Annotated in this window: 24 protein-coding genes; 8 read left to right on the top strand and 16 right to left on the bottom strand. The window is 59.0% G+C overall.

Annotation, left to right across the window (positions count from 1 at the left end):
• Window positions 1–283 precede the first annotated feature (283 nt).
• Entirely contained in the window at window positions 284–3,460 is a 3,177-nt protein-coding gene (rne, locus tag ACUW6V_RS06885; protein ID WP_454038162.1) for a ribonuclease E, read from the top strand.
• A 23-nt stretch (window positions 3,461–3,483) separates the two neighbouring features.
• Here rne and ACUW6V_RS06880 read toward each other — a convergent pair whose 3' ends face one another.
• A complete protein-coding gene (locus tag ACUW6V_RS06880) occupies window positions 3,484–4,455 on the bottom strand; it encodes a LysR family transcriptional regulator (RefSeq protein WP_015386798.1) in 972 nt (323 codons plus the stop codon).
• 115 nt (window positions 4,456–4,570) lie between these two features.
• Here ACUW6V_RS06880 and ACUW6V_RS06875 point away from each other — a divergent pair, with 115 nt between their 5' ends.
• A complete protein-coding gene (locus tag ACUW6V_RS06875) occupies window positions 4,571–5,803 on the top strand; it encodes an MFS transporter (protein ID WP_454038161.1) in 1,233 nt (410 codons plus the stop codon).
• A gap of 81 nt (window positions 5,804–5,884) precedes the next feature.
• Here ACUW6V_RS06875 and flgL read toward each other — a convergent pair whose 3' ends face one another.
• The 11 genes from flgL to flgB form a co-directional block, all read right to left on the bottom strand.
• Window positions 5,885–6,847 carry a flagellar hook-associated protein FlgL gene (flgL, locus tag ACUW6V_RS06870; protein ID WP_007866788.1) on the bottom strand — a complete coding sequence of 321 codons (963 nt, stop codon included), beginning with the start codon at window positions 6,845–6,847 and terminating at the stop codon, window positions 5,885–5,887.
• Between the two features lie 14 nt (window positions 6,848–6,861).
• Window positions 6,862–8,520: a flagellar hook-associated protein FlgK gene (gene flgK, locus ACUW6V_RS06865; protein WP_007888943.1), complete on the bottom strand. Its 1,659-nt coding sequence runs from the start codon at window positions 8,518–8,520 to the stop codon at window positions 6,862–6,864.
• Window positions 8,521–8,595: 75 nt separating this feature from the next.
• Complete coding sequence (gene flgJ / locus ACUW6V_RS06860; RefSeq protein WP_012125090.1) at window positions 8,596–9,561, bottom strand: flagellar assembly peptidoglycan hydrolase FlgJ; 966 nt, start codon at window positions 9,559–9,561, stop codon at window positions 8,596–8,598.
• Entirely contained in the window at window positions 9,561–10,658 is a 1,098-nt protein-coding gene (locus tag ACUW6V_RS06855; RefSeq protein WP_004385207.1) for a flagellar basal body P-ring protein FlgI, read from the bottom strand. Before ACUW6V_RS06855 ends, flgJ begins: the two co-directional genes overlap by 1 nt.
• 12 nt (window positions 10,659–10,670) lie before the next feature.
• The gene (flgH, locus tag ACUW6V_RS06850) at window positions 10,671–11,369 is read right to left on the bottom strand and encodes a flagellar basal body L-ring protein FlgH (RefSeq protein WP_004385209.1); all 699 of its coding nucleotides are present in this window, start codon (window positions 11,367–11,369) and stop codon (window positions 10,671–10,673) included.
• A gap of 56 nt (window positions 11,370–11,425) precedes the next feature.
• The gene (flgG, locus tag ACUW6V_RS06845) at window positions 11,426–12,208 is read right to left on the bottom strand and encodes a flagellar basal-body rod protein FlgG (protein WP_004385210.1); all 783 of its coding nucleotides are present in this window, start codon (window positions 12,206–12,208) and stop codon (window positions 11,426–11,428) included.
• Window positions 12,209–12,224: 16 nt separating this feature from the next.
• Window positions 12,225–12,983 (bottom strand): flagellar basal body rod protein FlgF, encoded by a 759-nt coding sequence (locus tag ACUW6V_RS06840; RefSeq protein WP_004385211.1) that lies wholly within the window; start codon window positions 12,981–12,983, stop codon window positions 12,225–12,227.
• Between the two features lie 20 nt (window positions 12,984–13,003).
• A complete protein-coding gene (gene flgE / locus ACUW6V_RS06835; protein WP_007888947.1) occupies window positions 13,004–14,233 on the bottom strand; it encodes a flagellar hook protein FlgE in 1,230 nt (409 codons plus the stop codon).
• A gap of 26 nt (window positions 14,234–14,259) precedes the next feature.
• Window positions 14,260–14,940, bottom strand: a complete 681-nt coding sequence (gene flgD, locus ACUW6V_RS06830; RefSeq protein ID WP_088277688.1) for a flagellar hook assembly protein FlgD — start codon at window positions 14,938–14,940, stop codon at window positions 14,260–14,262.
• 11 nt (window positions 14,941–14,951) lie between these two features.
• Complete coding sequence (gene flgC / locus ACUW6V_RS06825; protein WP_004385214.1) at window positions 14,952–15,356, bottom strand: flagellar basal body rod protein FlgC; 405 nt, start codon at window positions 15,354–15,356, stop codon at window positions 14,952–14,954.
• A gap of 13 nt (window positions 15,357–15,369) precedes the next feature.
• Complete coding sequence (flgB, locus tag ACUW6V_RS06820; protein WP_004385215.1) at window positions 15,370–15,783, bottom strand: flagellar basal body rod protein FlgB; 414 nt, start codon at window positions 15,781–15,783, stop codon at window positions 15,370–15,372.
• A 153-nt stretch (window positions 15,784–15,936) separates the two neighbouring features.
• Between flgB and flgA the strand changes: the two genes are divergently transcribed.
• The 3 genes from flgA to flgN all read left to right on the top strand — a co-directional run bounded on the left by flgA (window position 15,937) and on the right by flgN (window position 17,415).
• Window positions 15,937–16,596 (top strand): flagellar basal body P-ring formation chaperone FlgA, encoded by a 660-nt coding sequence (gene flgA / locus ACUW6V_RS06815; RefSeq protein ID WP_007782875.1) that lies wholly within the window; start codon window positions 15,937–15,939, stop codon window positions 16,594–16,596.
• Window positions 16,597–16,692: 96 nt separating this feature from the next.
• Window positions 16,693–16,986: a flagellar biosynthesis anti-sigma factor FlgM gene (gene flgM / locus ACUW6V_RS06810; protein WP_004385218.1), complete on the top strand. Its 294-nt coding sequence runs from the start codon at window positions 16,693–16,695 to the stop codon at window positions 16,984–16,986.
• A 3-nt stretch (window positions 16,987–16,989) separates the two neighbouring features.
• Window positions 16,990–17,415, top strand: a complete 426-nt coding sequence (flgN, locus tag ACUW6V_RS06805) for a flagella biosynthesis chaperone FlgN (protein WP_004385219.1) — start codon at window positions 16,990–16,992, stop codon at window positions 17,413–17,415.
• A gap of 157 nt (window positions 17,416–17,572) precedes the next feature.
• Here flgN and murJ read toward each other — a convergent pair whose 3' ends face one another.
• The 4 genes from murJ to rimJ all read right to left on the bottom strand — a co-directional run bounded on the left by murJ (window position 17,573) and on the right by rimJ (window position 21,397).
• Complete coding sequence (gene murJ, locus ACUW6V_RS06800) at window positions 17,573–19,108, bottom strand: murein biosynthesis integral membrane protein MurJ (protein WP_454038160.1); 1,536 nt, start codon at window positions 19,106–19,108, stop codon at window positions 17,573–17,575.
• A 114-nt stretch (window positions 19,109–19,222) separates the two neighbouring features.
• On the bottom strand, window positions 19,223–20,146 hold the full coding sequence (locus tag ACUW6V_RS06795) for a Gfo/Idh/MocA family protein (protein ID WP_454038159.1): 924 nt from the start codon (window positions 20,144–20,146) through the stop codon (window positions 19,223–19,225).
• A 2-nt stretch (window positions 20,147–20,148) separates the two neighbouring features.
• Window positions 20,149–20,802 carry a YceH family protein gene (locus tag ACUW6V_RS06790; protein ID WP_454038158.1) on the bottom strand — a complete coding sequence of 218 codons (654 nt, stop codon included), beginning with the start codon at window positions 20,800–20,802 and terminating at the stop codon, window positions 20,149–20,151.
• A gap of 10 nt (window positions 20,803–20,812) precedes the next feature.
• Complete coding sequence (gene rimJ, locus ACUW6V_RS06785) at window positions 20,813–21,397, bottom strand: ribosomal protein S5-alanine N-acetyltransferase (protein WP_454038157.1); 585 nt, start codon at window positions 21,395–21,397, stop codon at window positions 20,813–20,815.
• Between the two features lie 267 nt (window positions 21,398–21,664).
• Here rimJ and mdtH point away from each other — a divergent pair, with 267 nt between their 5' ends.
• The 3 genes from mdtH to ACUW6V_RS06770 all read left to right on the top strand — a co-directional run bounded on the left by mdtH (window position 21,665) and on the right by ACUW6V_RS06770 (window position 24,274).
• A complete protein-coding gene (gene mdtH, locus ACUW6V_RS06780) occupies window positions 21,665–22,873 on the top strand; it encodes a multidrug efflux MFS transporter MdtH (RefSeq protein WP_076728701.1) in 1,209 nt (402 codons plus the stop codon).
• A 74-nt stretch (window positions 22,874–22,947) separates the two neighbouring features.
• Entirely contained in the window at window positions 22,948–23,595 is a 648-nt protein-coding gene (gene grxB, locus ACUW6V_RS06775) for a glutaredoxin 2 (RefSeq protein WP_454038156.1), read from the top strand.
• 118 nt (window positions 23,596–23,713) lie between these two features.
• Window positions 23,714–24,274: a lipoprotein gene (locus ACUW6V_RS06770; RefSeq protein ID WP_004385231.1), complete on the top strand. Its 561-nt coding sequence runs from the start codon at window positions 23,714–23,716 to the stop codon at window positions 24,272–24,274.
• Window positions 24,275–24,331 lie beyond the last annotated feature (57 nt).

Raw genomic sequence — 24,331 nt, 5'->3', positions numbered from 1 at the left:
CGGCAATGGCGTAAGACGTGTTGAACTTTCAGGCAGTTAGCGGGCTGCGGGTTGCAGCCTGGCCGGTAAAGGGAAGCTTCCGGAGAAACAATCCCGGTCATTCCTCTGATAATTGCGCTGTATTTCCACCTGAAATACAGGCTACCGACACTCTGCGCCTCTTAAGCGTTCGACAACCGGGAGGTTGACGGCGCGAACAGTCACGAGGCCATCGGTTCACTCCCGGTCAGCGTCACCATGCCCGCAGCTTTGTCGTCAATGTAAGAATAACGAGTAAGTTACGATGAAAAGAATGCTAATTAACGCAACTCAGCAGGAAGAGTTGCGCGTCGCCCTCGTGGATGGGCAACGTCTGTACGACCTGGATATCGAAAGTCCTGGACACGAGCAGAAAAAAGCGAACATCTACAAAGGCAAAATCACCCGCATTGAACCCAGTCTCGAAGCCGCATTTGTGGATTATGGCGCCGAAAGACACGGTTTCCTCCCCTTAAAAGAAATCGCCCGCGAATATTTCCCCGCAAACTACGCCTCTCATGGTCGTCCGAATATTAAAGATGTCCTGCGCGAAGGCCAGGAAGTCATCGTTCAGATAGACAAAGAAGAGCGTGGCAACAAAGGCGCAGCGCTGACGACGTTTATCAGCCTCGCGGGCAGCTACCTCGTGCTGATGCCGAACAACCCGCGTGCGGGCGGTATCTCTCGCCGTATCGAAGGCGACGATCGCACCGAGCTTAAAGAAGCGCTTTCAAGCCTGGAGCTGCCGGATGGCATGGGGCTTATCGTGCGCACCGCAGGCGTCGGTAAATCCGCCGAAGCGCTGCAGTGGGATTTAAGCTTCCGCCTCAAGCACTGGGAAGCCATAAAAAAAGCCGCTGAAAACCGCCCGGCACCGTTCCTTATCCATCAGGAAAGTAACGTCATCGTGCGCGCGTTTCGCGACTATCTGCGCCAGGACATCGGCGAAATCCTTATCGATAACCCGAAAGTGCTTGAGCTGGCCCGCCAGCACATCGCGGCGCTGGGTCGTCCGGATTTCAGCAGCAAAATTAAGCTCTACACCGGTGAAATTCCGCTGTTCAGCCACTATCAGATAGAATCCCAGATTGAGTCCGCCTTCCAGCGCGAAGTGCGTCTGCCGTCCGGCGGCTCGATTGTTATCGACACCACCGAAGCGCTGACCGCTATCGACATCAACTCCGCCCGCGCGACCCGCGGCGGCGATATCGAAGAGACGGCGTTTAACACCAACCTGGAAGCGGCGGATGAAATCGCCCGCCAGCTGCGCCTGCGCGACTTAGGCGGTCTTATCGTTATCGACTTCATCGATATGACGCCGGTACGCCACCAGCGCGCGGTGGAAAACCGTCTGCGCGAAGCGGTGCGTCAGGATCGCGCGCGCATCCAGATTAGCCATATTTCCCGCTTCGGCCTGCTGGAGATGTCCCGTCAGCGCCTGAGCCCGTCGCTTGGCGAATCCAGCCATCACGTCTGTCCGCGCTGTAGCGGCACCGGCACCATCCGCGATAACGAATCTCTGTCGCTCTCCATTCTGCGTCTGATTGAAGAAGAAGCGCTGAAAGAGAACACCCAGGAAGTTCACGCTATCGTTCCGGTGCCCATCGCCTCCTACCTGCTTAACGAGAAGCGTGAAGCCATCACCGCTATCGAAACCCGTCAGGGCGGCGTGCGCTGCGTGATCGTGCCAAACGATCAGATGGAAACGCCGCACTACTCCGTACTGCGCGTGCGTAAAGGCGAAGAGACGCATACCCTGAGCTACATGCTGCCGAAGCTGCATGAAGAAGCGATGGCACTGCCGTCTGAAGACGAATACGCCGAGCGTAAACGTCCTGAGCAGCCTGCACTTGCCACATTCGTAATGCCGGACGTGCCGCCAGTGCCGCAGGAAACCACCGCACCGAAAGCCGAAACCGCCGCGCCGAAAGCGCCGGTCAATGCCGCAGCGCCTGCCAAAGAAGGCTTCCTGAGCCGCGCCATCAGCGCGCTGAAGAGCCTGTTCGCCAGCGAGCCGCAGGCACAGCCTGTCGCGAGCGAGCCGGAGCAGCAGCCTGCGAAAAACCGCGACGAGAAACAACAGGAGCGCCGCAACGGTCGTCGTCAGAACAACCGTCGCGACCGTAACGAGCGTGGCGATCGCAGTGAACGCGGCGAGCGTCCGTCCCGTGATAACCGCGACAATCGCGATAACCGTGACAACAGCGAAGCGCGCGAAGAGAACCGCCGTAACCGCCGTGAGAAACAGCAGAACACCGAAGCGCGTGAAACCCGCGCCCCGGTTGCTGAAGAGGCCGCCGATAAGGCGAAATCCCGTGACGATCAGCCGCAGTCTCCGCGCCGCGAACGCAACCGCCGTCGTTCTGAAGAGAAACGTCAGGCACAGCAGGAAGTCAGCGCGCTGAACCGTGATGAGGCCGTTGAAGAGACCGAACAGGAAGATCGCGTTGTTCAGGTAATGCCGCGCCGTAAACCACGCCAGCTGAGCCAGAAAGTGCGTATCGAATCCGCAGCGGAAGCAGAAGCTGTCGGCACCACCGACGCGCCGGTCGCTGAACCGCGTGAAGAAGCCGCACCGCTGGCGCTGCCAGCCAACGTGGAAACGCCTGCCGTCGCTGAAGAGACCAACCAGACGGGCAGCGAAAACGCCGGTATGCCGCGTCGCTCTCGCCGTTCCCCGCGTCACCTGCGCGTCAGCGGCCAGCGCCGTCGTCGCTACCGTGACGAGCGTTACCCGACCCAGTCGCCGATGCCGCTGACCGTCGCGTGCGCGTCGCCAGAAATGGCGTCCGGTAAAGTCTGGATCCGCTACCCGCTGCCGCGTGTACAGGAGCAGGACGAACAGCAGCTGGAGCAGAACACCGCGCCGGTGGCTGAAACCCAGGCGACTGAAGCACCGGTTGCGCCGGTCGCTGAAGCCGTGGTGGTCGAGCCGTCTGTGGTGGAAACTGCACCGCAGGAGCCAGTTGTGGAAACCACGCATCCTGAAGCGATTGCCGCGCCGGTTGACGCCGAGCCGCAGCTTATCGAGCCGCAGGATCAGGCCGTCGCTGAGCAGGTCGCACAGGAAGCCGTTCCGGCTGACGCCCCGGTCGCTGAAGAAGCGCCTCGTGAAGAAGCCGCTGCTGACATCGCAGAAAGCGCACCTGAACAGGCACCTCAGCCGGAAGTGATTGCTGATGAGCCGGTGAAAGCCGCGGAAGCCGCGCCGGTTGAAACGCCGCAAGACGACGTGAAAGCGCCGGTGGTGGCTGTCGCGTCCGCAAGCGTCGCCTCAGCACCCATGACCCGCGCACCGGCACCGGAATATGTCCCGGAGCCGCCGCGTCACAGCGACTGGGTTCGCCCGGCGTTCGAGTTCAGCGGTAAAGGCGCGGCGGGCGGTCACAGCGCCACCCATCAGGCCTCTGCCCCTGCAACGCGTCCTCAGCCGGTGGAGTAACCTTCCCCGCACAAAAAAGCCGGTCAATGACCGGCTTTTTTATTGCCTGCTTTCCCCTGTTTTTTGGTGGCGGTCACCTGCCGCATTCCCGCAAGCTCGGGCATCACCGCTTTCATCAGCTCCAGAAAACGACGCAGCCGCGCCGGATAGTAGCGCGCCCACGGATAGAGCAGATATACCGGCAGCGCGGGCGCCTGCCACTGCGGCAACAGCTGCACCAGACGCCCTTCGCGCAAATCCTCCTCCACCGCCCACGCGGAAATCATCCCCACGCCAAGCCCGTTAAGGATCGTGCGGCGGATAGCGTACAAGCTGTCGGAACTGAGCCGCGGCAGCACCGTAAACGCCTGCCGCTCGCCGCTCCCGGTATGATGCAGCGTGACTTCACGCCGGTAAAACGTGCTGAGCGCCACCCACGGCAGCGCGGCGAGGCTGTCAATATCCTCGACGGGCGGGTGACGCGCCAGAAGCTCAGGCGACGCCACCACGATGCGCGGCACCTCGGCGAGCTCAACGGCAATCACCGACGGGTCGATATCCGGGCCGACGTGCAGCGCACAGTCGATGTTATCGCTGATAAAGTCCGGCGATTTGTCATTCAGCATCCAGTCGACGCACAGCCCCGGATAACGGTTTAAAAACGCGGTAAGCGGCGCGATAAGCTGATCCTGACCAAACGCGTGCGGCGCACGCACACGCAGAACGCCAACCGGCTCCCCTTCGGCGTTTTTGATTTCATCCTCAAGCGCCTGCCAGCTCGCCAGCACGCTGCGCGCATGTTGATAGCAGCGCTCGCCGTCATCGGTGAGCTTCATGGCGTGCGTGGTACGCAGCAGGAGCCTCGCCCCAAGCAAATCTTCCAGCGATTTCAGCCGACGGCTGACGGTCGCCTGGGTGGTATTCATCTGCTGCGCGGCGGCGGAGAGCGAGCCACTCTCAATAATGCGCACAAAGGTATGCATCAGCTCCACGCGGTCTATACGCTCAATACCCATCTTATTTCTCTCTGTCATACGCCAGACGTATAACCGTTTTATCATGTCGGCCTCTACCGCGCCAGCCGCCGCGGGCGGACAATCCTTCGCACTGACTACTTACGAGGGTTTCACCATGAATAACCATAACAACGCTGCACAACCCGCCCCTGGGCTCTCACGATTACTGATACTGATTCTGGCGATGGCGACGGGGCTGAGCGTCGCCTCGATTTACTACGCGCAGCCCATCCTGCCGCTTATCGGCAGCGATCTGCATCTGAGCGTTGACGGCATGGGCCTTATCCCAACGCTGACCCAGGCGGGCTACGCGCTTGGTATTCTGTTCTTGCTGCCGCTGGGCGATCGCCATGACCGCCGCACGCTGATTCTGGTGAAATGCCTGACGCTCGCCGTCATGCTGGCGCTCTACAGCCTGAGCGGCGGATTGCACAGCCTGCTGGTATTAAGCCTGCTGGTGGGCATGATGGCGACCATGGCGCAGGATATCGTGCCCGCCGCCGCGATCCTCTCGCCTGCCGGCCAGCAGGGTAAAATCGTCGGCACCGTGATGACCGGTCTGTTGCTTGGCATTCTGCTCTCCCGCTCGGTGAGCGGCGTTATCAGCGCGGCCTTTGGCTGGCGGGTGATGTATCAGCTCGCCGCCGCCAGCATCGTGCTCATTGGGCTGGTGCTGTGGCGCGTACTGCCGCGTTTTGAAACCCATGCAACGCTGAGCTACCCGGCCCTCCTGCACTCGATGGGCGTTCTGTGGAAACGCTACCCGACGCTGCGCGGCGCGGCGATGGCGCAAGGGTTTCTGTCGATTGGCTTTAGCGCGTTCTGGTCGATGCTCGCGGTGATGCTGGCCGATAAATTCCACATGGGAAGCGCCGTCGCGGGGGCTTTCGGTCTGGCGGGGGCTGCGGGCGCGCTGGCCGCTCCGCTCTCCGGTGCGCTGTCCGATCGCTTTGGTCCGGCGCGTGTCACGCAGCTCGGCAGCCTGCTGGTGATGATCTCATTTGCTGCCATGTTTGCGTTGCCGCTGCTTTCGCCTTCCATGCAACTGGTGCTGATTGCCGTCGCAGCGGTGGGTTTTGATTTAGGGTTGCAGTCGTCGCTGGTGGCGCATCAGACGCTGGTTTACAGCCTGGAGCCGAAAGCGCGCGGTCGTCTTAACGCCCTGCTCTTTACCGGTGTGTTTGTGGGTATGGCCCTCGGTTCACTGCTCGGCAGTAAAGCCTGGGCGCTGGGCGGCTGGCCTGCCGTGGTGGCGCTGGCAACGCTTGCCGGTGGCGTGGCGCTTGTGATTCGCCTCACACAGAAAGCGCGTCCGGCAGAAATTGCAGCGCAACAGGCTGCACAATAGGCAAAAAAAAGCCCGCCTCAGGATAACGAGGCGGGCACATCAAGCATGCCCAGTTTCATGACATGCTTCAAATCGACAAACTTACTTATTCAACTGGAACAGCGACATACCCTGCATGTCGCTAAACGCTTTGTAGGAAGCCTGAAGCGCCGCCTGCTGCATCACGTAGGAGGAGATGGCCGAGTTCCAGTCCACATCCACCAGGTTACTCATCTGCGCCGTCTGGCCCAGCGTACGTTCCGCGCCCAGCTGATCGAGGTTTTCCAGCTCTTTCTGCTGAGTACCGACTTCCGCCAGTACGGTGCCGACGTTATCCAGGGCGTTGCTAAGCCCACGCGAAGTTTTAGATACGGCGTCCAGCAGGCCCTGCTGGGTCGTTTCATCCGCGCCTTCCATCGGCGTTTTCAGCGCGGCGATAGCGGAGTCGAGCATTTTAAACAGGTTGGTTTCGCTCGGCGATCCATCCGGCTCCGGCTTGGCGTTGCTGGTGATACGGTCGAACACCAGATCGCCGGTATGGCCGATAACCATTGTGCGCGCGGAATCCACCTGCTGCGTGATGTTTTCGGTGCCGCCGTTATAGGTGATGTTGCCAGGCGTACCGGAGAACGGCGCGGCATCGGTTTTATAGCCTGCGAAAATATAGCGGCCATTACCATCGGTGCTGTTTGCCAGGTTCAGCAGCTGATCGCGCATCCCCTGCAGGTCTGTTGCGACCGACGCGCGGTCGGTGTCGCTCAGCGTACCGTTGTTCGCGTAAACGATTTTTTCCTGCGCGGAGGTGATAACGCTTGTCACCTGAGACAGGACGCTCGACTCCAGCGACACTTTCTGCGTCGCGAAAGTACGCGCCTGGGTGTACTGCTCGTTCTGCGCCTGCGCCTGGGAGAGCACCACAGCCTGGGCTGCGGCGATCGGATCGTCAGACGGACGGTTAACGCGTTTACCGGTGGACATCTGCTCACCGTATTTCAGCCAGGTACTCTGCGAGTCGGTAATGCCCCGCATGTTCTGCTGATACATCATTTGTGTACTAATACGCATCGTTCGGTTCCCTGTTAGCGAATCTGGAGAAGCGCGTCAAACAGCGCGGACGCGGTTTGCAGCACCTGAGCGTTCGCCATGTAGTACTGCTGATAGCGTTGCAGGTTGCCGTACTCTTCATCCAGGTTAACCCCGGAAATGGACTGCTGCTGGTTAGTCAGCTGCGTGACCACGTTAGTCTGGGTCGTACTGGAGCTTTTCAGCGTGTTGGTTTTGTTACCCACTTCACTGATAAACGCCGCGTAAGCATCGTTAAACGTTTTGCTGCCGCCGACGACTTTGCTGTTTTGCAGATCCAGCAGCGCTTTGCCGTTACGGTTGTCGCTCTCGCCAGAGGTCGCGTCTGACGCCATCGCGATTTCAGACTCGTCATGGACATTCACATCCATGCTGATGATGACGTCGTTAACCGGCTTCACGATGAAGGTATCTTTGTTCGCAGCCGCGCCCGTAATGCCGATCTTCAGGCCGTCAAACTCCAGCGCGGTCACGTTGCCGGCACCATCGGTGGTCGGCGTCGCGTTCACGGTGACATTGTCAGACAGACGCGTCACTTTCCAGTTCGTGCCGTCATATGCCATCTGGTAGTTGCTGGCTTTCACCGCCGTGCTGTCGGTAATGCTTGCCGTCAGCGAAGCGGAGCCCGTGTTACGCGCGTTGCTCATGGCCGCCGGAGAACCGAGCTTAAAGAAAGCCTTACCGGCGTCGCCGTTAGCGTCAAAGCCCGCTTCGTGCTGTTTGTTGAACGCGTCACCAAAAGCCAGCGCTATCTGGCCAAGGTTATTACGCGCCTGGTCGAGATCTTCGCTGCGGAAGGCGAACAGGCCGCCCAGTGAACCACTGGTGACCAGCTTTTCCGGGATCTCAATGTTCCCGGCGGTCTTGTCGACAAATGCAATCGTCGTACGAGACGGATCGGCGCTGGACGGCACGGCAGCCACCTGGCTTGCCTTACTGCCCTGTACCAGGTTATAGCCGTTCGCCATCGTCACGTTAAAGGTGTTGCCGTCCTGAACGGACACATCCACGCCGACGATTTTATTCAGTTCGCTCACCAGCTGATCGCGCTGATCCAGCAGATCGTTTGGCGACGCGCCCGCGCCCATACCGGTCAGGCGGGTGATCTGTTCGTTCAGCGACGCAATCTGGGTCGCGTAGTTGTTGATCTGCTGGACGCTGGCGGTCACGGCCGTATTGACCTGTTTATCCTGGTCGCGCAGATACTGATCCACCACTTTAAACTGGTTTACCAGACCGTCAGCTTTACCCAGCAGGGTCTGACGCGCAGCCGGATCTTCGGCATTGCTGGCCAGCGTCTGCAGGCTTTTGAAGAAATCCTGCATAGTGGTGGAGATATTGTTGGTGGTGCCAGAGACCATATCGTCGATTTTCGACATCTGCTCATAGCGGGTGGTTAAGCCGCTGCTCTGGTTTTGCGCGGCGTTCAGCTGATTGGTGATGAACGCATCATATTCACGCTGAATACCGGAAACATAAACGCCGTTGCCGACCCAGCCGCCCTGCGTCATGGTGCTGTTAGACTGCCCCAGAACGGTGGTCTGGCGGGTATAGCCTGCGACGTTATAGTTAGAGATGTTATTGCTCACCGTGCTCAGTGCGGTTTGTGCCGCACTCAGGCCACTCATGGCGCTATTAATTAAGCTACTGGACATGGAGGTTCCTTTTGAACATTCATATGCGGGTCCTGACGATAATTATCGGCAGCGCTTAAGAGAACTTGAGTGGTTTCAGAACAGCGTCGAGATATCCTGGTTGTACGCCTTGCTCACTTTTTCACCGAGCGATTTCATCTGCTGGATCATGCTGGTCAGCTTGCGGGCGTAGTTCGGATCGGTCGCGTAACCGGCATTCTGCAACGCTTGCGCGCCCTCTTCCGCCGACGCGGCCGTAGTCACCGCCGCATAGCGCGGGTTGCGCGTCAGCATGCCCACGTAATCGGACAGCGCCTCAAGATAAGAGCCGTAAACGCGAAACTTCGCCTTCACTTTTTTCGCTTCGCCGTTTTCATATTCGGTGGTGGTAATTTCGGTCACCGGCCCTTTCCAGGACGATGTCGCCTTCACGCCGAAAATGTTAAAGCTCGGCTCGCCGTTCTCTTTGCGGATCTGGCGCTGGCCCCAGCCGGATTCCAGCGCGGCCTGCGCCAGAATCAGGTGATGAGGCACGCCGCTCTGCTGGCTCGCAAGTTTCGCAGGCAGCGAAAGCTGCGCCAGGAAGTCTTTGCTGTCGCCGGAGAGCGGCTCTTCGTTGGTCGGCGCTTTCGGCATCGCCTGGCGTACAATCTGGGTAATCGCCTGGTTGCGGTAGCTGTTCATGGTGTCGATATCAAACTTCATCGGCACCTGAGCCACGTTATCCGCCGCGGCAGCGGGCTGCTCGGTGGAAGCCGCCTCGCCGCCCATCTGTTTGACCATCATGTCAGCGAGGCCTAAGCCTTTGCCCGCCGTCATCTGCTGGGCGATTTGCTGATCGTACATACTGGTGTAAAGCCGGGTCTGATCGCTACTGAACAGCCCATCCTTGGGCAGCGCTTCGCGCATGCTTTTCAGCATCATTTGCACGAACATCCCTTCCATCTGACGGGCAACCGATTTCAGGTTGCCGTTCGGATCCTTTGAAACCTTCGCTTTCAGGTCATTCAGTGATTGCGCGTCAAAGGCGGCGCTGGACAGTAATTTGCTATCAGTCAGCATCAGATGATTTCCAGTTTGGCGCGCAGACAGCCCGCGCTTTGCATGGATTGCAGAATCGACATCAGGTCCATCGGCGTGGCGCCCAGGGCATTAAGCGCACGTACCACGCTGTTCAGGTTGGCGCTGGAGGTAACGCGTTGCAGCGCACCGCCACTCTGGCGCATGTCGATTTGGGTTTGCGGCGTCACGACCGTCTGGCCGCCGCCAAATGGCGTATTCGGCTGGCTGACGTTGGCCTGCTGGTTAACCGTCACAGAGAGGTTGCCCTGCGCGACCGCACAGCTGTCGAGCGCCACTTCACGGTTCATCACCACCGAGCCGGTGCGCGAGTTAATAATGACTTTGGCGTCCTGCACCGCGACATTCACTTCAAGGTTCTGAATGCCTGCCAGTAACTGCACCTGTGAGCTGCCGCCGGTCGGTGCGCGTACCTGAACGGTACGGGCGTCCAGCGGTACCGCGGAGCCATAGCCTCGCGCGCGGTTAATGGTGTCGGCAATCTGCTGCGCCAGCGTAAAGTCATCATTATTGAGCTGCAGGTTAATGGTGTTGCCGGAGCCGAACTGCGTCGGCAGTTCGCGCTCGATTACCGCGCCGTTGGTGATGCGACCGCCGTTAAGCTGGTTCACCTGCACGCTGCTGCCGCCTGCGGAAGCGCCCGCGCCGCCAATCAGAATGTTGCCCTGCGCCAGCGCGTAAACCTGGTTATCGACGCCTTTCAGCGGCGTCATCAGGAGCGTACCGCCGCGCAGGCTTTTGGCGTTACCCATTGAGGAGACCACCACGTCGATGGCCTGCCCCTGGCGTGCGAACGCCGGGTAAGAGGCGGTGACCATCACGGCCGCCACGTTTTTCAACTGCATGTTAGTGCCCGCCGGAACGGTGATCCCGAGCTGCGAGAGCATGTTGTTCAGGCTCTGGGTGGTAAACGGCGTCTGGGTCGTCTGGTCACCGGTGCCATCAAGGCCCACCACCAAGCCGTAGCCAATCAGGGAGTTTTCACGCACGCCCTGTACGGTGGTTAAGTCACGAATGCGGTCAGCCTGCGCGAACGTCGCGACGAGCAACAGCAGGAATCCTGTAAGCGATTTAAACATTTTTCACCTCTGTTACATCGGCGATAAATTAAGGAAGAAACGCTGTAGCCATCCCATGTTCTGCGCTTCGTTGATGTAGCCGTTGCCGACATATTCAATGCGGGCATCCGCCACCTGCGTGGACGGTACCGTATTGCTGCCGCTAATGGTGCGAGGGTTAACCACGCCCGAGAAGCGGATAAATTCTGTGCCCTGGTTAATGGCAATCTGTTTTTCACCGACCACGTGCAGGTTGCCGTTGGCGAGAACCTGATCGACGGTCACGGTCAGCGTGCCGCTGAAGGTGTTGCTGGCGTTAGCGCCGCCTTTGCCATTAAAGGTATTGCCGCCGGATGCGCTGACATCGGCGCGCGCATTGCCAAAGAGGCCCTGCAGATAGCGAGGAACAGTATCGAGACCAAAACTGGTCTTGCCGTCGCGGCTGGCGTTTGCCGACGAGCTCTTGCTCGCGCTGACGTTTTCTTGCAGCTCAATGGTGAGCGTATCGCCGACGTTACGCGGACGACGATCTTCGAACAGCGGTTGATAACCGTAGTTAATCTGCTGTACGGACTGGAAAATGGAACCGTTAACCACCGGCGCGGGGGCAGGTGCGGGCTGCGCGGTCGTCGCGCCCTGAACCAGCGGAGTAGAAGGCACCCACGCACAGCCCGACAGGGTTAATGCGAGAGCTATCGCGATAGGGCAGAGTTGCGCACCGGTCTTTTGCATTGCTTTCATCTTCGTAGTGGCGTTCGGTGTGGCATTACGCCACACCGAAACAGGCTTTAGAGTTGCGTCAGTTTTTGCAGCATCTGGTCAGTGGTGGAAACCGCTTTACTGTTGATCTCGTAAGCGCGCTGCACCTGGATCATGTTGACCAGCTCTTCCGCCACGTTGACGTTAGAGGTTTCGACATAACCCTGATACAGCAGCCCTGCACCGTTCAGGCCCGGCGTGCTTTCGTTCGGCGTGCCGGAGGACTGGGTTTCGGTGTAGAGGTTTTCACCAATGCTTTCCAGACCGCTGTCGTTCATAAAGGTGGTCAGGTTGATCTGGCCGACCTGTACCGGCGCCGCCGTTCCCTGCTGGGTCACGCTCACTACGCCGTCGCGACCGACGGTGATGCTCAGCGCGTTCGCAGGAATGGTGATAGCCGGCTGAACCTGGAAACCGCCCGCGGTTACGAGCTGGCCGTTCTGATCCACCTGGAAAGAACCGTCGCGGGTATACGCGGAGGTGCCGTCCGGCAGCAGAACCTGGAAGAAGCCCTGGCCTTTAATCGCGACATCTTTGCTGTTGTTGGTCTGAGACAGGTTGCCCTGCGTGTGCAGACGCTCGGTGGCGACAGGGCGCACACCGGTACCAATCTGCAGGCCGGAAGGCAGCGTCGTCTGTTCAGAAGACTGCGCGCCCGGCTGGCGGATGGTCTGGTAAAGCAGATCTTCAAACACCGCGCGCTGACGTTTGAAACCGTTGGTGCTGACGTTCGCCAGGTTGTTGGCGATAACGTCCATATTGGTTTGCTGGGCGTCGAGGCCGGTTTTGGCAATCCATAAGGAACTGATCATAGTGTCGTCCTGTTGATTAACTTATCGACAATAACTGGTTAGCGCGCTGCTCGTTTTCATCGACGCTGGTGATGATTTTCATCTGCATCTCGAAGCGACGGGCGTTGGCTATCATGTCGGTCATAGCTTCCACGGGTTTCACGTTACTGCCTTCCAGCACCCCGGACATCAGAGTGACAGTCGGGTCGGCCTGCAACGTCGCGCCGCGGGCGGTCTGCGCCTGCTGGTTTAAACGAAACAGTCCGTCGTCGCCGCGAACCACTTCTTTCGCGCTGGCTTTAACCATCTTCAGACGGCCCACCGGCGCGATAGTGTTCGGGGCGTCGCCCGGGTTCAGTACGGAAATCGTACCGTCGGCGGCGATCGTGACTTCCGCGCCTTCCGGCACCACGACCGGACCGCCCTCACCCATCACAGGATTTCCCTGAATGGTGAGCTGGCCGGTCGCCGTGCGCTGGATGTTACCGTTGCGGGTATACGCTTCGGTGCCATCGGGTGCCTGCACCGCCAGCCAGCCGTCGCTGCCCTGAATGGCAACGTCCAGCGGACGGGAGGTATAGTCGAGCGACCCCTGGCTCATATTCACGCCAGGGGTGGACGCCGTGACCAGCGTGCGGGTTGGCAATGACAGCCCTTCTACCGGCACGGCGCGCAGCGCGTTGAGCTGAGCACGAAAGCCAGGCGTTGATGCGTTGGCCAGGTTGCTCGCCGTGACAGACTGCTGGTTCAGCGTCTGGCTGGCGGCGCCCATGGCGGTATAAATTGCGTGATCCATTAAGCCATCCCTTCAGACAATTAGCGCAGGTTAACCAGGGTATTGAGGATCTGGTCCTGAGTCTTGATGGTCTGCGCGTTCGACTGGTAGTTACGCTGCGCGACGATCATGTTGACCAGTTCTTTACTCAGGTCGACGTTGGACGCTTCGAGCGCGCCGCTGGTCAGCTTGCCGAAGTTGCCGGTACCGGCAGAGCCCAGCAGCGCCACGCCAGAGGCGGTGCTTGCAGACCAGACGTTATCGCCCTGGGAAGAGAGACCTTCCGGGTTGGCGAAGTTCGCCAGCACGATCTGACCCAAAAGCTGGCTCTTCTCGTTGGAGTAGTTACCCACCAGGCTGCCGTCTTCGTTCACCTGATAACCCACCAGGTCGCCCGGCTTGTAGCCGTTCTGGTTGGAGGTCAGGAGGACGTTAGCGCCGGAGTTCTGCTGAGTGGTGCCGGTCAGGTTCATGCTGAAGGTGAATGCCGCAGAGCCGTTCAGGGACGCCACAGAAATCGGCACCTGCTGGGAGCCCGCCGGCGCCGCGTTGGTGATGCTGGTCAGAGCGCCGCTGTCGCTGAAAGTCAGGCTGGTCAGTTTGGTCGGTGTTGAGCCGCTTACGCTGGTGTCGTTGTTATAGACATCCCACTGGTTATCCGCGGTTTTCACGTAGTACAGCTTCAGGTTGTGTTCGTTACCGAGGCTATCGTAAACGGTCAGCGGCACGCTTTTGTTAAAGGTGCTGGAGTTAGCCGGATCGAACGGAGACTGCGCCGGAACATCGTCAGAGGAGTTCAGGTTCATCACGAAGTTCGCGCTGGTGGTCTGGCTTGCCGGCATCTGCGCGGTCGGGATGGTCAGCGGAATCGGGTCTGCCCCCTGCTGAATGGTCGGCGGGGTGCCGGTTGCCGGGTAGCCGGTCACCTGCATACCCTGCATGTTCACCAGGTTGCTTTTTTCGTCCAGTTTGAACTGGCCGTTACGGCTGTAGAACACGCCGCCGTTGCTGTCGAGCAGACGGAAGAAACCGTTCTGGCTGATAGCTACGTCGAGCTTACGGCCGGTGTTGGTGGTCACACCGTCGCCGAAGTCCTGGGTGATACCCGCAACTTTAACGCCGAGGCCCGCTTTCGAACCGGCAAACATGTCGGCGAAAGAGACGGAGCCAGACTTAAAACCATAAGTGGCGGAGTTGGCAATGTTGTTGCCGATAACGTCGAGGTTGGTGCTGGCAGCATTCAGACCGCTGACCGCTTGTGAAAAGGCCATTTCTTACTCCTGATAAGATTGAAGGCTTAAATAATTTGCCGTACCTGGTCGAGTGTGGTGGTCCCGTAGGTGCCGAGATCCAGCAGGCTCGCGCCGTTGCTTCGCGTAATGCCGTTCACCAGCGCGAAGTTAAGCGGCTGTGCGACCAGCTGGGTGCCTCCGTTGCTTGCGGCAATGGAGACGTTGTAGGAGCCATCCGGCGCCTTAGTGCCGTCGCTCATCGTGCCATCCCATGAGAAGGTATGAACGCCAGCGCTCAGCGCGCCGATTTCGATGGTACGAACGACTTTCCCGCTCTTATCAGTGACAGTGGCGGTAACTTTATCTGCGGCCTGTTGCAACTCGACGCCAAACGGTGTCGTGGTGTCCTTGCCGGTCAGAATGGTGCTGCCCGGGATCATTACGCCGTGGCCGATAAGCGCGCTCGCCGCAAGCGACTGGCTGTTATCGATCTGGCCGGAGATAGATCCGAGCGTGGTGTTCAGTTTCTCGATGCCGCTCACGGTGCTGATCTGCGCAAGCTGCGTGGTCAGTTCGTTGTTCTGCATCGGGTTGGTGGGGTCCTGGTTTTTCAGCTGCGCCACCAAAAGCGTCAGGAAGCTGCTTTGCAGATCCGAGGCGTTGCTCCCGGTCAGACTGCTGCCTGCGGTTGCGCTGCTGGTACTGCTGGTGCTGTAACTTTCGTTAATGCTGGACGTAACCGACATTGTTTTCTCCTTTATTGACCGAGCGTGAGCGTTTTCAGCATCATGCTTTTCACGGTGTTCAGCACTTCGACGTTGGCCTGGTAGCTGCGGGAGGCGGACATGGAGTTCACCATCTCGCCGACCACGTCAACGTTCGGCATACGGACATACCCCTTGGCATCCGCCAGCGGGTTGCCTGGCTCGTAGACCAGTTTGTCCGGAGCCTGGCTTTCCACGACATCCGTCACCTTTACACCGCCGGTCGCAGCACCTGGTGCGGCGTCAACCTGGAAAACCACCTGCTTTGCGCGATAAGGCTGACCATCCGGCCCGGTCGCACTGTCGGCGTTGGCAAGGTTACTTGCCGCCACGTTCATGCGTTTGGATTGCGCGGTCATCGCGGAACCGGCAATGTCGAAAATATTTAAAAGCGCCATCGCTTTTTAACCCTTACTGTTGCTGCAGCACGGACATCATGCTTTTGATTTGGCCGCCAAGAACCTGCAGATCGGTCTGATACTTCAGGCTATTGTCAGCAAACTGGGTACGCTCACGGTCCATATCGACGGTGTTGCCATCCATAGACGGCTGATCCGGCACGCGGTACAGCAAATCAAGAGAAGCGCCGGTCGACGCCTGAGCCGGAATATGGCGCGATGAAGTCATGGCGAGCGTCATGGTGCTGCCTGACGCGCGGCCCTGATCCATCACTTTTTTCAGTTGGCTGGCGAAATCAATATCGCGCGCCTGATAACCTGGGGTATCGGCGTTGGCGATATTGGCCGCCAGAATCTCCTGACGCTGAGCGCGTAAATTGATAGCTTCCTGTTGGAAGCGCAGCGCGGCGTCCAGTTTATCGAGCATGATTCCTCCACTTAGTCTGGTGAGTGTGCACAGCTTACTGTTCCTCACGCGTGCGTTATCGTTGGAATAAACGCAAAATGCGTCGCTATTTGTTGCCTTGAACAAAAACAGAGCGGAGTAGAATCCTCCCTGTTCCGAAAGTGGAGAAGTGCAATGAAGAGCCTGAAATTCTGTCTCGCCGCGGGTTTACTGCTGTTAAGTCCCGGCATTTTCGCCGATGCGCTCAACGCGCAGCTGACGCCGTTTTTTCTGCAGCGTCTGGCAGGCATTAGCGATGCGGTAGTGGTGACGGTGAAAACGCCGGAGCCGCAGAGACTCACCTGCGACAATCCTGATTTCAGCCTGCCGGGCAACGCGCGTTTATGGGGTAACCTCAGCGTGCAGGTGCGTTGCGGCGAGCAGAAACGGTACATGCAGGTGAATGTTCAGGCCTTCGGAAACTACGTGGTGGCCAGTCAGCCTGTCGCGCGCGGCGGCATGCTGGATGAGTCTAACGTCCGCCTTGAACGCGGCCGTCTGGATCTCCTGCCGCCAAACGCTATGCTCAATCTTGACCAGGCGCGCGAAGCTGTTACTCTGCGTGACCTCGCGGCAAACCAGCCGGTGATGCTGTCGATGGTGCGCCAGTCCTGGCGCGTAAAAGCGGGTCAGCAAGTCCAGATCCTCGCCAACGGCGAAGGCTTTAGCATCAATGGCGAAGGCCGCGCCCTCAACAATGCGGCGGTGGCGCAAAACGCCCGGGTCAGAATGGCCTCAGGCCAGGTGGTCAGCGGCATCGTGGGTTCTGATGGGATTATTCTGATTAACCTGTAATCTTTATAAAGAATTCATCGTGGCTGCCGATATAGTTAATCAACTAACGATGAATATCGGCTCTACGCCGCGAGCCCCTCTATGAGGAAAAAATCAATGAGCATTGAACGCACGTCACCCCTGAAACCAGTGAGTACGGTGCAACCGCGCGAAAACAGTGAACCGCAGGCACCGAAAGCCCGTCCGACGGAAACCGCGGCGGCTGGCAGCGCCAGCGTCACCTTAAGCGGCGCCCAGGCAAAACTGATGAAGCCAGGCGCTGATGATATCAACGTTGAGCGTGTGGAAGCGCTGAAGGCCGCCATTCGTAATGGCGAGCTGAAAATGGACACCGGCAAAATCGCCGATGCGCTTATCCAGGAAGCTCAGAGTTTCTTGCAGGATAAATAACCTATGAGCCGTCTGTCAGAAGTGTTAGACCAAATGACAACTGTCCTGAATTCGCTGAAATCTGTGATGGATGCGGAGCAGCAGCAGTTATCCGCGGGCAGTCTCAACAGCAGTGCGCTTCAGCGCATCACTGAAGAGAAAAGCTCGCTGCTGGCCACGCTGGACTATCTTGAACAGCAGCGCCGCAGCGAACAGAAAACGCACCGCGACGCGCCGCCGGACATGGCGCAACGCTGGCAGACGATCACTCAGAAAACCCTGCACCTGCGCGATTTAAATATGCATAACGGCTGGTTGCTCGAAGGGCAAATGGCGCGTAACCAGCAGGCGCTGGCGGTGTTAAAGCCGATGCAAGAGCCAGCGCTTTACGGCGCGAACGGGCAGACTGCCGCGAATATGCATCGCGGCGGGAAGAAAATCGCCATCTGACCGCAAAGTTACGGGTAAAAAACGCCATTCCGGCAGGGAAATCCTGCCGGAAGGTTTTTTCACATCTCAATAAAAGCACGCTGAAAATCGCGTATAAAAAAACGCGCCGGGAAAATTCACCGGCGCGTTTTTGTAATAGCGTTTACCGCCGTTCGGTTTACACCGTACGACGCGCGAAATCCCGCACGTGGAAACCAAGCACGGTGAGCGTCGCGAAATACGCGATAACGCCTGCGACTACCACGCCCGCAAGACGCAGCAGACGCAACGGCATGCTGCCCTGCGCCCAGTCCGGCATGAAATGCATCACGCCGATAAGCGCCGCGGACATCACCAGCACCGCGATAATCAGCCGCGTCAAAAAGGCGCCCCACCCCGGCTGCGGCTGGAAAATTTTACGCTTACGCAGCTGCCAGTAGAGCAGGCTCGCGTTAAGACAGGCCGCAAGACCAATCGAGAGCGCCAGCCCCGCGTGTTTCAGCGGCCCGATAAACGCGAGGTTCATCACCTGCGTCATGATGAGCGTCACGATGGCGATTTTCACCGGCGTTTTGATGTCCTGGCGCGAATAGAACCCCGGCGCCAGCACTTTCACCACAATCAGCCCCATCAGTCCGACCGAGTACGCCACCAGCGCCTGTTGGGTCATCAGCGCGTCGTGACCGGAGAATTTGCCGTACTGGAACAGCGAAACGGTCAGCGGTTTAGCAAGAATGCCGAGCGCCACCGCGCTTGGCAGCGCCAGTAAAAAGCACAGGCGCAGCCCCCAGTCCATCAGGCGCGAATATTCGTCATGGTTGCCGCTCGCGAAACTTCTCGACAGCGAGGGCAGCAGGATAGTCCCGAGCGCCACGCCCAGTACGCCGGACGGAAACTCCATCAGGCGGTCAGCGTAATACATCCAGGAGACCGAGCCGGAGACCAGAAACGAGGCGAAAATCGTATTGATAATGAGCGAGATCTGGCTCACCGACACGCCGAGAATGGCCGGCCCCATCTGTTTCATGACGCGCATCGCGCCCGCATCTTTAAAGTTAATGCGCGGCAGCACCAGCATGCCGATTTTCTTCAGGTGCGGCAGCTGGTAAACGAGCTGCAACACGCCGCCGACCGTGACCGCCCACGCGAGCGCCAGCACCGGCGGGTTAAAATACGGCGCGGCGAAAAGCGCAAAACCGATCATGCTGATATTAAGAAACGTGGGCGCAAACGCCGGCACCGAAAAACGGTTCCAGGTGTTAAGGATTGCGCCCGCGAGCGAGGCCAGCGAAATCAGCAGAATATAAGGAAAGGTAATACGCAGCAGCGACGAGGTGAGCGCGAATTTGTCGGCCGTATCAGCAAAACCCGGCGCAGTCACCAGAATCACCCAGGGTGCGGCCAGCATGCCGGCTATCGTCACCACAAAGAGCGCCAGCGTCAGCAGGCCAGAGACATAGGCCACAAACACGCGCGTGGCGTCTTCGCCCTGCTTGCTTTTATATTCGGCGAGGATGGGCACAAACGCCTGCGAGAACGCGCCTTCGGCGAAGATACGACGCAGCAGGTTCGGCAGTTTAAACGCCACGAAGAAGGCGTCGGTCGCCATCCCGGCCCCGAACACCCGCGCCACAATGGCGTCGCGCGCAAACCCGAGCACGCGGGAAAACATCGTCATCGAGCTGACCGCAGCCAGCGACTTCAGTAAATTCATTGTTGTTCTTTCCCATAAACACCGACGCCTGCAGGGCAGGCGTCTGGGGCTTTTCAGCGAAGCGCTTAGTCTACTCGACTGAAAGGGAAATACTACTGGCAGATGCGCCCACCGTTACTCGCGCATCGCCTCTCGCCAGAGCCGCTCCACCACGCGCTGGGCAAGAAGCGCCTGCTCGCCTGCGGTTTCAGGAACCGTCTGATTCTGCACGCAGTCGATGAAGTGCCGCGCGCAGCCAGCAAACCCGCGCTGCTCCAGCGTGCTCTGCCAGCCAGGCACCGGACGCTGCACCACGCCTGCGCCGCGCTCTTCGCGCCACTCGCGCATGTCGGTCACGTCAATCAGCGCGCCGTCGGTGACCGCCTGCACCCACTCGCGCTGGCTACCGGCGCGACGGTGCATGCTGGTAGTGATGGACAGATCGCCGCGGCGGAAATGGTGTTCGGCGTACCACATCTCGCCCTGCGCGGTGGTTTGCAACGCGCCGCTCGTAAGCGTCGCCTCGCCGCCGCCGAGCCACAGCGCGGTATCTACCAGATGCAGATAATCATCCAGCAGCGTGAAGCGCAGGTCATGCGGGCCAACGCTGTCGGCGCGGTGTTTATCCATGCGCAGCGACGCCCCCGCCCCCAGCGCGTTTTTCAGATCGCGATAGAGCGGCGCGAAACGGCGGTTGAAGCCGACCATCAGCGTAAGATGGCGCTGTTTCGCCTGCGTCACCAGACGCTCGGCGTCGGCGAGGTTTTCCGCCAGCGGTTTATCGACGCAGACATGGACGCCCGCGTTCAGCAATTCGCTGACCACCTGGTAATGACTGCTGGTGGCGCTGTGGACAAAAACCGCATCGCACTGCGCGGCCAGCACCTGTAGCGAATCGATATACGGCATCCGGTACGCCTCGCAGACCGGCAGCGCTTTCGCACGCGTCGGGGAGAACGCCCCCACGAGCGTCCAGTCCGTCGCCTGTGACAGCACCGGCAACCAGGCTTTTTGCGCAATACCGCCAAGCCCGACAACCCCAACGCGTAATTTCGCCACGATTATTCTCCCAGGTGACCTAACAATGATTCGAGGCGCTCGCGCAGTTCCGCCACCTCAAGTTCCAGCGCGTCGACGCGGGCCGTTAAGGCGTCGGTGTCCACGCCTGTCGTTTCGTCGTGTGCAGCAAGCATTGTGGTATCCGGCTCGCCGCAAAAAAGATGCATATAGCGGCTTTCACGCTTGCCCGGCTCGCGCGGCAGACGCGTGACAAACGGCCCGTCCTCACGGGTGGCGAGCGTCTCAAGCGCGCTTTCAAGCGCCGCCGTATCGCTGAACTCATGCATGCGCGCTGCGCGACTGCGCAACTCGCCCGGCGTCTGCGCGCCGCGCAGCAGCAGGGTCGTGACCAGCGCGACTTCGGCAGGCGAGAATTTCAGATCGCCAAATTCAGAATTACAAAAGCGCTGCTCATATTTGGTCACGCGATTGCCGAAACCGCTGACGGTGCGCAGATAATGGCGTTTCACCAGTTGATCCAGCGTCTCCTGCACCTGCGCTTCGCTCAGGTTCATCACCGGCTCGCGGTTGGTTTTCTGGTTGCAGGCCGTCACCACGCCGTTGACCGAGAGCGGGTATTGCTCAGGCGTGGTGACCTGTTTTTCCAGCATACAGCCGATGACGCGCGCTTCCAGCGCGCTGAACTGATGTTTCATGATTTTCTCCTCAGCGCCCCGGCGTCCATTCGCGCGCGGTGAGCGCGGTCAGCACGTGATCGCGCCAGATGCCGTCTATCAGTAAGTAATCTTTGGCATAGCCTTCTTTCTCAAACCCGAGGCGCGCCAGTAGATCTCCGCTGCGCTGGTTATGCGGCATATAGTTGGCCATGATGCGGTGCATATGCTGGCTGCGCTGCATGTAGCGAATGGCGCTGGTGAGCGCTTCAAACATCAGCCCCTGCCCCTGCCACTTTTCGCCCAACGAATAGCCAAGATAACAGGCGTGGAACGAGCCGCGCACCACATTGGAAAAGTTAGCGACGCCGCGGATTTCCGTTTCGTCCGGATCGAGCAGCGCAAAGTAAAAGGCGCTGCCCTGTTTGTGGAGTTCGTTGATCATGCCAAGCCGCGCCTGCCAGCCCGAGGGGTAGCAGTGGCTTTCATCACGGACAGGCTCCCAGGGTTTCAGAAACTGGCGGTTCTCGGCGTAGTAATCCGCCAGCCGCCATGCGTCGCGATCGTGCACCAGGCGCACCACCAGGCGATCGGTTGTTAATCTTACTTTCGGCACGTTACTTCGGTAGCCAAACATCGATACCCTGCTCCTTTCCCGGCGTTATTCCTCATTCCTGCCCCGGACAGCGCGCTGTCGCGGGCATTACGTTTTACTATAACCGCGCCGAACAAAACAGTGAAAACAGCAACATGCCATTCTTTGACGCGCCACGCGGCCTGACGATGAATTTCATCAATCAATCATAGCGATCGATAAAAAAATATTGTCGCGCAAAACATCACCACCGCACGCGCCAGGCCGTAAGATAGTGCGATCTCTTCGCTTTTTTTCCCGGGAGGGGAAATGTCCAGCGTGTCGCAGGCAAGGAGCCTGGGTAAATATTTCCTGTTAATTGATAACATGCTCGTGGTTCTGGGCTTTTTCGTGGTCTTTCCGCTTATTTCCATCCGCTTTGTCGACAGCCTCGGCTGGGCAGCGCTCATGGTGGGTATCGCGCTCGGCCTGCGCCAGCTCGTTCAGCAGGGGCTTGGCATTTTTGGCGGCGCCATCGCCGACCGTCTTGGCGCGCGGCCAATGATCGTCACCGGTATGCTGCTACGCGCGGCGGGCTTTGCGACCATGGCGGTGGCCCATGAGCCGTGGGTGCTGTGGCTCTCCTGCGTGCTCTCCGGGCTTGGCGGCACGCTTTTCGACCCGCCGCGCTCGGCGCTGGTGGTGAAGCTGGTGCGTCCTCAGGAACGCGGCCGATTTTTCTCGCTGCTGATGATGCAGGACAGCGCCGGGGCCGTAACGGGGGCGCTTATCGGCAGCTGGCTGCTGCAATACGATTTCCGGCTGGTGTGCGGCGTCGGCGCGCTGCTGTTTGTGCTTTGCGCGGGTTTTAACGCCTGGCTGCTGCCAGACTGGAAGCTCTCCACGGTGCGCACGCCGCTGCGCGAAGGCATGGGCCGGGTACTGCGCGATAAGCGCTTCGTCACCTACGTGCTGACGCTGACCGGCTATTACATGCTGGCGGTGCAGGTGATGCTGATGTTGCCGGTGATGGTTAACGATATCGCGGGAGAACCGGCGGCGGTGAAATGGATGTACGCCATTGAAGCCGTGCTGTCGCTGACGCTGCTCTATCCGCTGGCGCGCTGGAGCGAAAAACGTTTTCGCCTTGAACAGCGCCTGATGGCCGGGCTGCTGGTGATGACGTTCAGCCTGGTGCCGATTGGCCTTGCAAGCAACCTGCAACAACTCTTTACCTTAATTTGCCTCTTTTATATCGGCTCGATTATCGCCGAACCGGCAAGAGAAACCCTGAGCGCGTCGCTGGCGGATGCCCGCGCCCGCGGCAGCTATATGGGCTTTAGCCGTCTTGGCCTCGCTTTCGGCGGCGCGCTTGGCTACGCGGGCGGCGGCTGGCTGTTTGACGCAGGCCGCGCGCTTCATACGCCAGAGCTGCCGTGGGCGATGCTGGGTGTGATAGGCGTCGGGACATTCCTGATGCTCTGGTGGCAGTTCAGCCAGAAGCGGCTCGCGCCGGGGCTTCTGGAGCAGGAAAGTTAAGACCGGGGAGCGTTTGCTCCCCTGCGTTTTCTCTTCCATACTGAAAAATCAGTCACCTGAGCAGGAGGAGAAACGTGAAGTTATATATTTACGATCACTGTCCGTTCTGTCTGAAAGCGCGCATGATTTTCGGGCTGAAAAACCTTCCGGTGGAGCTTATCGTGATGTCTAACGATGACGAAGCCACGCCCACCCGCATGATTGGTCAGAAGATGGCCCCGATTCTGCAAAAAGATGACAGCCGCTACCTGCCGGAAAGCATGGATATCGTTCAATACGTCGATAATCTCGACGGCAAACCGCTGCTCACCGGCAAGCGCAACCCGGCCATTGAAGAGTGGCTGCGCCGCGTTAACGGCTACGTTAACCGTCTGTTGCTGCCGCGCTTCGCCAAAGCGCCGTTCGATGAGTTCGCCACCCCCGAGGCGCGCCGTTACTTTACCGAGAAAAAAGAGGCGGCGATTGGGTCCTTTGAAGAGCACATGTCTCACTCCGCCGGGCTGATTAAAAACATCAGCGACGACCTGCGTGCGCTTGATAAACACATCGTTCAGCCGAACGCCGTGAATGGAGAGCTTTCTGAAGATGATATTCATCTCTTCCCGCTGCTGCGCAACCTGACGCTGGTTGCGGGCGTCAACTACCCTACCCGCGTCGCCGACTACCGCGACAACATGGCCAAGCAGACGCAAATTAATCTGCTGTCAAAAATGGCTATCTGACGACAGCGCCGGTGGCCTCCACCGGCGTTTTAAGCCGAATCCGCTTTTGCCGCTTCCACTGGCGGGGCATCCTGCTTTGTGTCAGGATCGCCCGACAGCACCAGAACGAGGGAAGCTTATGAAAAAAATGTTAGTCGCCGCAGCGCTTATCGTCAGCGGCTTGCTGGTGGGATGTAACCAGCTCACGCAATACACCGTCACCGAACAGGACATCAATCAGGCGCTGCAAAAGCGTAATAACTACGCTAAAGATATTGGCGTACCCGGTCTTGCCGACGCGCATATTGTCTTAACGAATCTGAACAGCGCGATTGGCCGCGAAGAGCCGAATAAAATCACGCTTAACGGCGATGCGAGCCTCGATATGACGTCGCTGTTCGGCAACCAGAAAGCGCTGGTGAAGCTCAAACTGAAAGCGCTGCCGACGTTCGATAAGGAGAAAGGCGCTATTTATCTGCGCGAAATGGAAGTCGTCGACAGCAGCATCACGCCGGACAAAATGGCGCCGGTGCTGGAAACGTTAATGCCGTATCTGAATAAATCCCTGCGCAGTTACTTTGAACAGCGTCCAGCTTATGTACTGAGCGAAGACCGTACCAAAGGCGAAGCGCTGGCGAAAAAATTCGCCAAAGGGCTTGAAGTAAAACCAGGCGAAATCGTCATCCCGCTGACCGATTAACGCTACACCGGGGGCGCAATGCCCCCGAATTTTCAGGAAAAGGATGCAAAGGAAAAC

This window comes from Cronobacter sp. 153480017-3 (genome assembly GCF_053627815.1).
This window is presented reverse-complemented; position numbering and strand designations above follow the sequence as displayed.